This is a genomic window from Rubritepida flocculans DSM 14296, assembly GCF_000425365.1.
In the GTDB taxonomy this organism is placed as follows: domain Bacteria; phylum Pseudomonadota; class Alphaproteobacteria; order Acetobacterales; family Acetobacteraceae; genus Roseococcus; species Roseococcus flocculans.
The window spans coordinates 194,919-207,620 of record NZ_AUDH01000005.1; the positions used below are offsets into that span (position 1 = coordinate 194,919).

The 12,702-nt window shown below is 74.3% G+C and carries 12 protein-coding genes; 1 reads left to right on the forward strand and 11 read right to left on the reverse strand.

The features are described 5' to 3' along the window. Nucleotides 1–3 precede the first annotated feature (3 nt). A complete protein-coding gene (locus H596_RS20620) occupies nt 4–1,179 on the forward strand; it encodes a M20/M25/M40 family metallo-hydrolase (RefSeq protein WP_051212587.1) in 1,176 nt (391 codons plus the stop codon). Here H596_RS20620 and H596_RS0107530 read toward each other — a convergent pair. The 11 genes from H596_RS0107530 to H596_RS0107580 all read right to left on the reverse strand — a co-directional run bounded on the left by H596_RS0107530 (nt 1,176) and on the right by H596_RS0107580 (nt 12,542). Continuing rightward, a complete protein-coding gene (locus H596_RS0107530; RefSeq protein ID WP_027284359.1) occupies nt 1,176–1,988 on the reverse strand; it encodes an aspartate dehydrogenase in 813 nt (270 codons plus the stop codon). The genes H596_RS20620 and H596_RS0107530 overlap by 4 nt on opposite strands. A gap of 260 nt (nt 1,989–2,248) precedes the next feature. Next, nucleotides 2,249–2,731 carry a cyanase gene (cynS, locus tag H596_RS20625; RefSeq protein WP_051212588.1) on the reverse strand — a complete coding sequence of 161 codons (483 nt, stop codon included), beginning with the start codon at nt 2,729–2,731 and terminating at the stop codon, nt 2,249–2,251. 38 nt (nt 2,732–2,769) lie between these two features. Beyond that, nucleotides 2,770–3,624 (reverse strand): ABC transporter ATP-binding protein, encoded by an 855-nt coding sequence (locus H596_RS0107540; RefSeq protein ID WP_027284360.1) that lies wholly within the window; start codon nt 3,622–3,624, stop codon nt 2,770–2,772. A 5-nt stretch (nt 3,625–3,629) separates the two neighbouring features. Next, complete coding sequence (gene ntrB, locus H596_RS0107545) at nt 3,630–4,478, reverse strand: nitrate ABC transporter permease (RefSeq protein ID WP_027284361.1); 849 nt, start codon at nt 4,476–4,478, stop codon at nt 3,630–3,632. 4 nt (nt 4,479–4,482) lie between these two features. Further along, the gene (locus tag H596_RS20630) at nt 4,483–5,835 is read right to left on the reverse strand and encodes a CmpA/NrtA family ABC transporter substrate-binding protein (protein WP_051212591.1); all 1,353 of its coding nucleotides are present in this window, start codon (nt 5,833–5,835) and stop codon (nt 4,483–4,485) included. A 152-nt stretch (nt 5,836–5,987) separates the two neighbouring features. After that, complete coding sequence (locus H596_RS20635) at nt 5,988–7,190, reverse strand: YeeE/YedE thiosulfate transporter family protein (protein ID WP_051212593.1); 1,203 nt, start codon at nt 7,188–7,190, stop codon at nt 5,988–5,990. A gap of 51 nt (nt 7,191–7,241) precedes the next feature. After that, nucleotides 7,242–8,027 carry an SDR family oxidoreductase gene (locus H596_RS0107560; protein WP_027284362.1) on the reverse strand — a complete coding sequence of 262 codons (786 nt, stop codon included), beginning with the start codon at nt 8,025–8,027 and terminating at the stop codon, nt 7,242–7,244. 53 nt (nt 8,028–8,080) lie between these two features. Then, nucleotides 8,081–9,031: a substrate-binding domain-containing protein gene (locus H596_RS0107565; RefSeq protein WP_027284363.1), complete on the reverse strand. Its 951-nt coding sequence runs from the start codon at nt 9,029–9,031 to the stop codon at nt 8,081–8,083. Continuing rightward, a complete protein-coding gene (locus H596_RS0107570) occupies nt 9,032–11,134 on the reverse strand; it encodes a xanthine dehydrogenase family protein molybdopterin-binding subunit (protein ID WP_051212595.1) in 2,103 nt (700 codons plus the stop codon). Further along, nucleotides 11,131–11,583, reverse strand: a complete 453-nt coding sequence (locus H596_RS0107575) for a (2Fe-2S)-binding protein (RefSeq protein WP_027284365.1) — start codon at nt 11,581–11,583, stop codon at nt 11,131–11,133. Before H596_RS0107575 ends, H596_RS0107570 begins: the two co-directional genes overlap by 4 nt. Then, entirely contained in the window at nt 11,580–12,542 is a 963-nt protein-coding gene (locus tag H596_RS0107580) for a tripartite tricarboxylate transporter substrate binding protein (protein WP_027284366.1), read from the reverse strand. Before H596_RS0107580 ends, H596_RS0107575 begins: the two co-directional genes overlap by 4 nt. Nucleotides 12,543–12,702: the final 160 nt, after the last annotated feature.

Here is a 12,702-nt window from a genome sequence, read left to right on the forward strand (position 1 = left end):
GCCATGACCGAGATCCGCCGCCTCGCCGCCGCCCTGGACGCCGCGCTGCCCGCGCTGCTCGACCTCGCCGAGCACACGGTGAACACCGACAGCGGCACGCATCACGCGCCGGGGGTGGAGGCCGTCTCCACCCTCTGGGCGGAGCGGCTCGCGGCGGAGGGCTTCGCGCTGGAGCGCACCCCCCTGCCCGGCTTCGGCCCGCAGGTGACGGCGCGGCTTGCACCCGGGGGGAACGGCCCGCGGCTGCTGCTGCTCGGCCATGCCGACACGGTCTGGCCCGCCGGCACGGTGGCGGGCTGGCCCTTCGCGCGGAACGGGGAGTGGCTGACCGGCCCGGGCGTGGGCGACATGAAGACCAATGTGGCCATGGCGATCCACGCCCTGTCCGTGCTGCGCGGGGCGGGCGCGCTCGGCGGGCTCTCGGCCGTCACCTTCTGCATCGTCCCCGACGAGGAAATCGGCTCGCCCGGCAGCCGCGCCTGGCTGGAGGCGGAGGCACGCCGGGCCGATCTCTGCCTGACGCTGGAACCCTGCCGGCCGGGCGGGGGCGTGGTGATCGGCCGCGGGGCGGTGGGCGCCGTCTATGTGCGCGCCGAAGGGGTGACGGCGCATTGCGGCGCGGCGCGCGAACAGGGGGCGAGCGCGCTGGCCGCGCTGGCCGCGCTCGTCGCGCCCATCGAGGCGCTGGGCGACCCCGCCTCGGGGCTTTCGGCCACGGTGGGCATCCTGCGCGGCGGCGATGCGCGGCAGGTGGTGCCGGGCTGGGCCGAGATGCACATCGACCTGCGCGCGCCCGACGACGCCTCCGCCGAGGCGCTGCTGGCCGCGCTGCGTGCGCTGCTGGCACGCCCGCCGGCCGATCCGCGCGTGAGGATCGCGGTGCAGGGCGGCTTCACGCGCCCCGCCTTCCCCACCCATGCCGGCACGCGCGCCCTGCTGGCGAAGGCCGAGGCGCTGGGCGCCGCGCTCGGCGCGCCGGTCTTCGGCCTCGTCTCGCGCGGCGGATCGGACGGCAGCTTCGCCGCGCGGCTGGGCGTGCCCACCCTCGACGGGCTCGGCCCCGTCACGCACGAGGTGTGTTCGCGGCGCGAGCGGGTGGAGCTCTCCTCCATCGTGCCGCGCGCGGCGATCCTCGCGGGGCTGATCGAGGCGGCGGCCGAGGGCTCGCTGGGGCTCTAGCTGCCCACCTTCAGCGTGCTCGTCAGCCCGCGCAGGCAGGCGAGGATGGAGAGCGGCGTGATCCTGCCCGTGCGCGGGTTCTCCTCGCTCGGCACGTTCTCGATGGTCATGGACAGGCGCGCGGAGGCGGCCTCGACGAGAATGGTGTGCTTGTTGCGCGTCTGCGCGGGGTCGGCCCAGATCTCGACCATGGTGCGCTCCGGCCCGATGCCGGCGAGCGCGAGTGCGGCCGCCACGTTCACATTGGCCGGGAAGCCCTGCGCCGCGTCATAGGCGTTGCCGCGGAAGACGCAGGCGGGTTCGGCGATCGCGGCCACATCGATGCCGTGCTGCTCCAGATAGGGCGCGCCGGCGAGGCCGCGCGGCGGCTTGCGCGTCTGGATGGTCACGCTCTCCACCTCGCCCTCGGCCGCCGCGCGCACCGCGTCGAGGCCGAGCAGCGCGCCGGTGGGCACGACGATGCGCGCGCCCGTGCGCTTCGCCTCCTCGACGAGCTGCATGCGCGGCAGCAGCGCACCGACGCTGGAGGGAACGAAGATGCGCCCGCGCGCGATGGCGGCGCGCGCCACCTCCTCGAACACGGCGGCCGGGGCGGCCTCCACCACGATGTCGGCGTCGTCGGCCAGCGCGGCGAGGGGCACGAGCTTCGGCCTGCTGCGGAAGCCGGCCAGCCTGGCCTCCGCCTTCGCCCGATCCCGCGCGCTGACGGCGACGAGGCGCAACCCCTCCACGCCCCGATCCAGCGCCTTGGCCAGATGCAGCCCGATCGCGCCCAGCCCCGCGATGCCGACCTTGAGTTCGCCCGCCATGCGCCCCACCCCCGGAAACAGGAAAGCCGCGATGCGCGAGGCACCGCGGCTCCTCGATGGCCCGTCCGGCCGCGCGGCGCAAGGCCGCGCGGGCGCGCGTCATACCAGCGGCCGCTTGCATTGACCGCTGAAGCTGCGGCGCGGCCGCTGGCATCCCTTTGTCTTGGCACGCCGCCCCCCACCGGGTTCCAAGGCGGCTTGCCGCGTTGGGTGGTGGCAACCCGGCGTGCGCGATACGTCCGGCGAAGCCGCCGGCCGTATCACTCCTCCTTGTAGCCGTAGGCCGGGATGCCCTGCTCGTTGCCGTAATACTTGTAGGGCAGGAACTTGCCCGTCATGGTGATCTTCACGCGGTCGCCCTTCTCGTGCGCCATGCGCTCGAACTCGAAGTCGAAGTCGATGGCGGACATGATGCCATCGCCGAACTCCTCCTCGATCAGCGCCTTCCAGGCGGGGCCGTTGACCATCACCATCTCGTAGAAGCGGTAGATCAGCGGGTCGGTGGGCGGCATGGGCGTGCCGCGATAGGGCACCTCGTTCAGCATGCGCTCCTCCGCCTCGCTGAGGCCGAAGAGCTTCGCGGCCTTGGCCGCCAGCGGCTTCACCAGCTTCATCTGGCCGAGCAGCGCGCCCACGATCAGCGTGGGCGCCACGCCGCCGATCTCCTCGCAGATGTATTTCCAGCTCCAGCCCTTCTCGCGCTTGATGTCGAGGATCTTCTCGGTGAGGTCGGCGCGCGTCATCGCGGTCACTCCTGTGGGTCGTCGGCGGTGGTGGGAAATCAGGCGGCGGCGGGCGCCACCACGGGCGGGCGGCGGGCGTCCCAGCCCTCGGGCGGCTTGCCGGCCAGGGTGCGGCTGCGGGTGATCAGGAAATCCATGATGTGGTCGCGCAGCGCGTGGTAGCCGGGCATGTGGTGCAGGTTCGCGCGCTCGCGCGGGCGCGGCAGCGTGTTGTGGACGATCTCCGCCACCCGCGCCTCGGGGCCGTTGGTCATCAGCAGGATGCGGTCGGCGAGCAGGATGGCCTCGTCCACGCCGTGGGTGATCATGAAGGCCGTCTGCCCCGCCTCGGTGACGAGGCGGCTCACCTCCTCCTGCAGCGTGCCGCGCGTGAGCGCATCCAGCGCGCTGAAGGGCTCGTCCATCAGCAGCAGCTTGGGGTTCACGGCCAGCGCGCGCGCGATGCCCACGCGCTGCTTCATGCCGCCCGAGAGCTGGGCGGGCTTGCGCTCCGCCGCCTGGGCGAGCCCCACGCGGGAGAGGGCGGCGCGCGCCGCCTCGCGCACGCGGCCCCTCTCCCAGTCGGGATGGCGGCAGGAGACGGCGAAGGCCACATTCTCCAGCGCCGAGAGCCAGGGCATCAGCGCATGGCCCTGGAAGATCACCGCGCGGTCGAGCGAGGGGCCCGTGATCTCGCGCCCGTCCACCACCACCGCGCCCTCGCTCGGCTGGTCGAGCCCGGCGAGGATGTTGAGGATCGTCGTCTTGCCGCAGCCCGAATGGCCGACGAGGCAGACGAACTCGCCGCGCTCGATGTGGAACCACACGTCCTCGAACACGGTCAGGCCCGGGAAGCGGCGCGCGATCCCCTCGATGGAGACGTAGCGCGCCGCGGCGGGCAGCGGGGGGGTCATCGCGTTCATTCCTGCCACGCCACCCAGAGCGCGACGAGGCCGAGCAGCCGGTCGAGCGCGAGGCCCACGAGGCCGATCATCAGGATGGCGATCACGATGTCGGCGATGGAGAGGTTGTTCCACTGGTTCCAGACCCAGTAGCCGATGCCCGTGCCGCCCACGAGCATCTCCGCCGCCACGATCACGAGCCAGGCGATGCCGATGGAGATGCGCATGCCCGTGAGGATCGTCGGCGCGGCGGCGGGCAGGATCACGCGCAGCGCGGTCTTCCAGCGGCCGGCCTCCAGCGTGCGCGCGACGTTCAGCCACTCGCGCCGGACGCTGGCCACGCCGAAGGCCGTGTTGAGCAGCATGGGCCAGACCGAGCAGATGAAGATGACGAAGATGGAGGAGATGCTGCTGTCCTTGATCGTGTAGAGCGCGAGCGGCATCCAGGCGAGCGGCGAGACGGGCCGCAGCACCTGGATGAAGGGGTTGAGCGCCGCGTTGAGCAGCGGGCTCATGCCGATCAGGAATCCGAGCGGGATCGCGACCAGCGCCGCCAGCGTGAAGCCCGCCGCGACGCGCCAGAGCGACCAGGCGATCTGAATGCCGATGCCCTGGTCGTTCGTGCCGCGCTGGTGGAAGGGATCGGAGAGCAGGTAGAGAAGGCGCGCGCCGATCTCCGAGGGCGCGGGCATCGCGCTCTGCCCGCCCGCGGCCGCGGCGGGGCTGAGCAGCGCCGCAAGCTCGGGATCCACGGCGGGCCCGCCGGTGGCGGCGCCCTTCACCGCCATCTCCCAGCCGAACAGCAGCGCGGCGAGCAGCGCGAGAGAGAGCGCCGCCGCGCGCCAGAAGGGAACGCCCGCCGTCATCGCCTCAGTTCCGGCGGATGGCGAAGCCCGCCATATAGGCCTCGGGCTGGCGCGGGTCGAAACTGCGGCCGAGGATGGTCTCGGTGCGCAGCGGGCTCTCCGGCACGGCGAGGCCGAGATCGCGCATCGCGCGGCCGGCGTCGAGGGCGAGGAAGGTCTGCTCCGCCACCGCCGCCCAGTCCACGTCGCGCTGAAGCTGGTTCCAGCGGCGCATCTGGGTGAGGATCCAGATCGCCATGGAATGCCAGGGGAAGGGGTCGAAGCCGATCCGGTTGGGCTGGCGCACCACCTGGCCGAGCCCGTTGGCGAAGGTGCCGGTCAGCACCTGCTCCACCACCGTCAGCGGCTGGTTGAGGTAGTTCGGCCCGTGGATGGCGTTCGCCACCTCGCGCCGGTTGGCCGGGTTGTCGGAATAGGCGGTGGCCTCGACGATGGCGCGCAGCAGCGCGGCGTAGGTGTTGGGCGTGTCCGTCACCATGCTGCGCGGCACGGCGAAGGCGCAGCAGGGATGCCCGTCCCAGAGCTCGCGCGTGAGCACATGGATGAAGCCCACGCCGTCGAACACCGCGCGCTGGTTGAAGGGGTCGGGGCCCAGGAAGCCGTCGATGTTGTCCGCGCGCAGATTGGCCACCATCTCGGGCGGCGGCACGGCGCGGATCTGGATGTCGCGGTCGGGGTCGAGGCCGTGTTCGGCGACCAGGGCGCGCAGCAGGTAGTTGTGGATCGAGAAGTCGAAGGGCACGGCGAAGCGGAAGCCGCGCCAGTCGCGCGGGTTGCGGCGCTCGCGGTGCTTGTTGGCGAGCGTGATGGCCTGGCCGTTGATGTTCTCGATGGCGGCCACCGCGAAGGGGATGGGCTGGGCCACCCCGATGCCGAGCGACATCGCCACCGGCATGGGGGCCAGCATGTGCGCCGCATCGTATTCGCGCGCGATGGAGCGGTCGCGGATCACCGCCCAGCCGGCGGTGCGGATCACCTCCACGTTCAGCCCATGGCGGCGATAGAAGCCCATCGGGTCTGCCATGATGATGGGCGTGGCGCAGGTGATGGGGATGAAGCCGATCTTGAGATCGCGCTTCTCGGGCGCGCCGCTCCCTTGGGCCAGGGCCTCGCGGGCGTCGCCGAGCGGCAGCACGCCCTCCAGCGCCGCGAGCAGCGTGCCGGCGCCGAAGGCGTTCAGCAGGGTGCGGCGCGTGGCGGGGTTGGGGAAGGCCGCGCGAAGCGCCGCCTCGTTCACCGCCTGGCCGAAGGCGCCGGTGCCGTCCGCCGGGGCCTCGGCGCATCGGAAGCCGGCTCCATGGGTCTGGCCGCAGGCGCAGGCGGTGGCGGTGCTGTCGCGTCCGAAGAGGCGGGCCATGGCAATCTCCCTGTGCGTGGCGAGGAGATGCCCGTGGCGGCGACCCTGGTCCATGCCGCGCGAGAAGGCAAAACGCCGGATCGGGATGCTTTCTGCCTATCCGGCAGGCAATCCGCCGGCTATTGCCGCCGGCTCGGGCGGGCTGGCCGCGCTCAGCGCGCCGGCTGCGCCACCGCCCCCCGCGGCCCGATTCCACGCCAGGAGAGCGCGAGACCGCCCGCGAGCCCGAAGGCCGGGCGCAGCCACAGCCCCACGGCATTGCCCGCCAGCGCCGCCGGCAGCCAGAGCCAGCCATGCAGGCTGCCCGAGAAGGCCCCGCCCAGGAAGGCGCCGATGTTGCAGCCGTTGGCGAGCACCGCCCCCACCCCGAGCAGCCCGCCTCCCAGCACCCCCGCGAGCGCCGGCCGCAGCCCGGGCCAGGGCCCGCCGCGCAGGAAGCGCCCCGCAAGCCCCGCCGCCACCGCCGCGCCCGCGATCACGCCGAGATTCATCACCCCCGTGCGGTCCTGATCGAGCGGGCGGAACAGCAGCTCGGCCCGCGTCGGCTCCTCCCAATAGGGCCAGAAGGCGGGCTCGCCCCAGCCGGTCGCCTCCAGCAGCCGCGAGCCCCAGAGCGGCAGCGCCGAGGTGATGGCCCAGGGCCGCCCCAGCAGCCAAAGCGTGGCGACATCCAGCAACGCGAGGCCCAGCGCGCCGAGCAGGAGCCAGCGCCCCGCGGGGCTGTCCACCAGCCGCTCCACCGCCCCGTGCCGCCGCCTTTCCCAGGCGTTCAGCCCGAGCCAGAGCAGCGCCACGAGCAGCAGCCCCGCCGCCAGTGTCCCCGCCCAGCCGAGACTCTCGGGCAGGCGCACCGGGGGAAGGTTGGGCCAGCCCTCGGTCAGCGGCAGCGCCCAGGCCATCAGCGTCGCCCCCGCCACGAAACCGAGCAGGGTGAGCCATGGCCGCGCCTCGCCCGTGCCGGCCGTGAACAGCGCGCCCGAGGCGCAGCCCGCGCCGAGCTGCATCCCCACCCCGAATAGGAAGGCCCCCAGAATCAACGCCGCGCCGACGGGAAAATACAGCCCCCGTACCGGCTGCCCGAACAGCTCCCCGGCCGCCAGGCTGGGCAGGAAGAGCAGCAGCCCGGCGGCCAGCGCGAGCAGGATGGCCCGCGCCCCGGCCCCGCGCCCCTCGGCGATCAAGCGCCGGAAGGCCGCGGCGAAGCTGAAGCTGGCGGCGAGCAGCAGCGCGCCGATCGCCGCGCCCAGAATCCAGTGGGGCAGCAGCCCCGCACCGGGGCCGGCGCCGAACCACCACAGGCCGGCGGAGAAGGGCAGGAGGGCGAGCAGGGGTCGCGGGGAGAGAATAGCACGCATGGCAGCGTGCTATTCCAGAATATCACTCTACGCAAGTGTATTTTCGAAAAATCACACCACAGGGCTGCGCCCGCCATCCACATTGATCGCCGTGCCGGTGACATAGCCGCCCTGCTCGCTCGCCAGCAGCAGGGCGAGCGCGGCGAACTCCTCCGGCCGACCGATGCGCCCGAGCGGCACGCTGCGCCCCTGCTCCTCCTTCCAGGCCTCCCAGGAGAGGCCCCGCAAATCCGAGGCGTGGCGGCGCACCCATTGGTCGCTCTCGATGATGCCCACCAGCAGCGCGTTCACCAGCACATTGTGGGGCGCGAACTCGTTGGCCAGCGCCTTGGTCAGCGCCATGCCGGCCGCCCGGCTCACGCTGGTCGGCGTCGAGGCCGCAAGCGGGGCCTTCGCGCCGATGTTGAGCACGTTGATGACGCGCCCCCAGCGCCGCTCCCGCATCCCGGGCAGCGCCAGCCGGCAGAGGCGGATGGCGGCGAAGAGCTTGAGGTCCAGATCCTCCTGCCAGGCGGCGTCGCTGATGTCGAGGAAGGGGCCGCGCTGCGAGGTGCCGGCGTTGTTCACCAGGATGTCGAGCGGGCCGAGCGCGGCCTCGGCCTCGCCGAAGGCCCGGGCGCAGCCCTCCGCGGTGCGGATGTCGGCGGAAATCGCCGCCACCCGCGCGCCCGGCGCCGCCGCCTGCACCTCGGCCCGGGCGGCGGCCAGCGCCTCCTCTCCGCGCGCCACCAGCGCGACATGCCCTCCCGCCCCGGCGAAGGCCTTGGCCATGGCGAGGCCGAGCCCCTTCGAGCCCCCGGTGATGAGCGCGCGCCGCCCATCGAGCCTGATCTGCATGGCCTTCCTCCCGTGCTGTCGCGGCCGAGGTTAGACGGCGCCCCGCGCGCCCGTCACGCGGCTTCGCCGAGCGTGCTCGGGTGGAACAGCTCCTCCGGCGCGATCTCGCGCGCGGCGAGCCCGTCGGCCCGGGCGAAGCGGATCATCGCGGCGATTTCGGCGCGGTTGCGCGCGAAACCGTAGGGCCAGACATCGCCGCCCATCGCGCGCTCCTGCTCCTCCATCGCCGCGGCGATCCAGGGCAGCGAGACGCGCAGCACATTGCTCAGCCGCAGCTCCTCGAGGGCGAGGCGGCGCGCGGCCGCGAAGGCGCGGAACAGCTCCACCGGCAGCCAGGGATGGGCCTCCGCCACGTCCCGCCGCAGGGCGAGGCAGTGCATGATGGGAAAGAAGCCGCTCCGTGCGAACCAGGCCCGCTCGGCCGCCGCGTAATCGGGGAAGAGCCGCGCCACCTGCGGGTGGGGCGCGGGCGGGCGGGGCGTGATCAGCGCATCCACCCGCCCCTCGCGCAGCGCCTGCTCGGGCGGCTCGCCGAGCGGCGCCACGTCGAACCCCTCGGGCAGGGCGATGGCGATGCGCTCGGCGCCGATGCGCCAGCGGATGGCGCGCGTGTCGATCCCGTATTCCTCGCGCAGGATGCCCCGCACCCAGAGCGCGGCCGTCTGCTGGTATTCGGGCAGGGCGATGCAGCGCCCGGCCAGATCCTCGGGCCGGGAGATGCCGCGCCCGGTGCGGATCCAGATCGCCCCGTGGCGGAAGGCGCGGGAGAGGAAGACCGGCACGCCCACATAGGCCGAATCCCCCCGCGCCGTGGTGGTGATGTGGCTGCCCATGGAGAGCTCGCTCACCTCGAAGGCGCGGTCGCGCAGCGCGCGGCGGAAGATGTCCTCCGGCTCTCCGGGCAGGGCGATGAACTCCACCCCCGGCACGCGCACCCGCCCGTCGAGGATGGGGCGCGTGCGGTCGGAGAGGGTGCAGGCGAGGGTCAGGCGCAGCGTGGCCACTCAGAGATTCTCCGGCGTGAAGGGAAGGCGCTCGGGCCGCACGCCCAGCGCCTGGTGGACGGCGTTCGCGATGGCGGCGATGGTGGGGCCCATGCTGGCCTCGCCCGCGCCGAGGGGCGGCTCCTCGGGCCGGGCGATGAGCCGCACCGCCACCGCCGGCGCGTCGCGGAAGCGCAGCACCGGATAGGCGGCCCAGGAATCCGAGAGCACCCGCCCCTCGCCGATCCGCACCGCCTCGTGCAGCGCGATGGAGACGGCGTGCAGCGCGCCGCCTTCGAGCTGGTTCTCCGCCCCGTCGGGGTTGATCACCTCGCCCATGTCGCAGGCGATGGAGAGCGAGAGGCAGCGCAGCCGCTCCTCGGCGCGCAGATGCGCGGCCACGGCGCACCAGGCCCCGCTGTTCTTGTAGCGCGCGAAGCCGAGGCCGAGCCCCTCGCCCTCCGGCAGCCCGGCCCGCCCCTCCCAGCCCGCCATGGCGGCGGCGGCGAGAAGCACCTCCCGCGCGCGGGGGTCGTCGAGGTGGCGCAGGCGGAAGGCGAGCGGATCCTCGCCCGCCATCGCGGCCAGCTCCTCCATCACGCTCTCGATGGCCCAGACATGGATCAGCGCGCCGAGCCCGCGCAGCGCGGAGCAGCGGATCGGCATCTCGGAAAGCCGCGTCATCCGCGCCTCGAGATGCGGCGTGCGGTAGGCCGGGATCTGGTTGCGCTGCGCGCCCCCGCCGCCGGCCAGCGGCGCGTCCTGGCTGGGCGGGACGGGCCGCCCGCCGGGCAGCAGCGGCGCGGCCAGCAGCACCGGCACGGCCCCGCGCCCGGGCCGGCCCGAATGGCCGTTGGAGCGCACATGGCTGCGCCAGGAGGCGAGCGTGCCGGCCTCGTCCAGCACCGCCTCCACCGCCACCGCCATGGCGGGCGAGAGCGGGGCGGAAGCGAACTCCTCCGCGCGCGTCCACAGCGCGCGCACCGGCCGGCCGGGCCGGGCGCGGGCGGCGAGCGCGGCGTCGAGCGCCACGTCGTCCGCCCCGTTGTGGCCGTAGCAGCCCGCGCCCTCGCGGTGCTCCACCACCACCGCCTCTTCCGGCAGGCCCAGCACCTTCGCCAGATCGGCCCGCAGATTGTAGGGGCCCTGGGCGTGGCTCCAGACGCGCATCACGCCCCCCTCCCACAGCGCCACCGCGCAGCATGTGCCCACCGAGCCATGCGCGAGGAAGGGCCGGCGAAAGAGGCGCCGCAGCATGCGCCCGCCCTCGGGCGGCGCGCCGTGCCGCGCCACCAGGCTCTCCTCGCCCGGGGCGGCGTCGAGCCAGGCCTGCGGGTCGTCGGGGATCTCCGCCCCGCCCTGCCAGCGGCAGGCGGCGGCGAGGCGCGGGGCGAGGCGCTCGGCCTCGGCCTCCGTCTCCGCGATCACCGCGAGGAAGCCGCCCTCCCGCCACAGCGCGGGATGGGCGGGCGCCTCGACCAGCACCGCGCCCGGGCGCGGCGGGCGGATCATGCGCGCGTGCAGCATCCCGGGCAGGCGCAGATCGTGCAGGAAGCGCGCCTCGCCGAAGATCTTGGCCGGAAGGTCGAGCCGCGGCAGGCTCCGCCCCGCGAGGCGGCGCGCGGCGGGCGGCTTGGGCGCGGCCTCGCCGCGCGCCTCGCCCGCCAGCAGCCCGCGCCCGGCGAAGGCGGCGTAGGAGCCGATCTCGCCGCCTGGGCCGATGAAGCGCCCCTCCTCCACCCGGATCGCGGCGAGCGGCGCGCCCGAGGCCTGCGCGGCGACCGAGAGGAAACGCGCCCGCGCCTCGGCGCAGGCCTGGCGCAGCGCCATCCCCCCCTCCTGCACCGAGAGGCTGCCGGAGGTGACGGCCTCGTTCGGGCTCTCGCCCGTCACGGTCGGCGCGATGCGGATGCGCTCGGGCGGCAGGTCCAGCTCCTCCGCCGCGATCTGCGCCAGCGCGGTGAGGATGCCCTGCCCCAGCTCCACCTTGCCGGGGCGGATCGTCACCGTGCCGTCGGGGTGGAAGGCGAGCCACTGCTCGAGCCGCGGGTTGAGCCTCAGGCTGCCGGGCAGGCGCGGCCCCCCCTCCCCTTCCGGCGCCGGCCCGTGGAAGGCGAGGTTCACGCGCGCATCTCCGCCGCCGCGCGGCGGATCGCGCGCAGGATGCGGTTGTGGCTGCCGCAGCGGCAGAGATGCGGATCGAGCGCGGCGCGCAGGCTCGCCTCGTCGGGGTCGGGGTTCTCGCGCAGCAGCGCCGCGGCGGTGACGATGATCCCCGCGAGGCAGAAGCCGCACTGCCCCGCCTCCTCGGCCAGGAAGGCGCGCTGCAGCGGGTGCGGCGCCGCCCGCCCGCCCAGGCCCTCCAGCGTCACCACCGCGCGGCCCTCGGCCGCCTCGACGGGCAGGGCGCAGGAGGGGGTGCTGCGCCCCTCCAGCAGCACATGGCAGGCGCCGCACCGCTCCTCGCCGCAGCCGAAGCGCGGCGTGTTCAGCCCCTGCGCCCGCAGCGCCTGCAGCAGCGTCATCCCCCCGGGCAGGGCGGCGGGCGCGCCGTTCAGCGCGCAGCGGATCATCCGGCCGTGATGCGCGCCATGCGGATCCATTCGGCCTGGCGCTGGATGTCGCGGCGCAGGAAGGCGTCGAAGGCGTCCACCGTCATGGGCATGACCTGCGCGCCGGCGGCGAGCTGGCGCTCGCGCGTCGCGGGCAGTTCGAGGATGCGGTTCACCTCGGCGTTCAGCCGCTCCACCACCGGCCGCGGCGTGCCGGCGGGCGCCATGAGGCCGAGCCAGATGGAGGCCTCGTAGCCCGGCAGCGCCTCGGCCACGGTGGGCAGCTCGGGCAGCAGGGGGCTGCGCTCGGGGCCGGTGGTGGCGAGGCCGCGCACCCGCCCCGCCGCGATCTGCTCGCGCATGGTGGGGATGGCGTCGAACATGATGGGCACCTGGCCCGAGATCACCGCCGTGCGCGCCTCGTTGGAGCCGCGGAAGGGCACATGCGTCACCTCCACACCCGCCATGGCGCGGAACACCTCGCCGGCGATGTGATAGGGCGTGCCCGGGCCGCTGGAGGCGTAGTCGAAGCGGCCCGGATGGGCGCGCAGCAGCGCCACCAGCTCGGGCACGCTGCGCGCGGCGAGGGAGGGATGCACCACCAGCGCGTGGTGGGCGATGTTGATGGCGGCCACGGGTGCGAGGTCGCGCATCAGCACATAGGGGCGGCTGGGCAGCAGCGTCTCGTTCGCCGTATGGGTGTTGCTCATCAGCAGCAGGGTGTGGCCGTCGGGGGCGGATTTCGCCACCTGGTCGGTGCCGATGGTCGCGCCCGCGCCGGGGCGGTTCTCCACCACGAAGGGCTGGCCGAAGGCGGCGGCCAGCGGCTCGGCCAGGAAGCGCGCCGCCACGTCGGCCGAGCCGCCGAGGCCGAAGGGCACCACGATGCGCACCGGCCGCTGCGGCCAGGTGGGTTGCGCGCCCGCCGGCAGGGCGAGCAGCAGGGCGGGCGCGGCGAGCGCATGGCGGCGGCGCAGCATGGCGAGGACGTCTCCCGGATGTTTCCCGCCCCTACATCCGGCCGGGCCGCCCGCCGCGCAAGGGGGGCGCAACGATCCTCTTGCCTCGCCTCCCTGCGCTGCCGCAGTCGCCCGGAAGAAGGAGGCGCCATCGGACGCCGGGCGCCGGCCGTGTGACGGG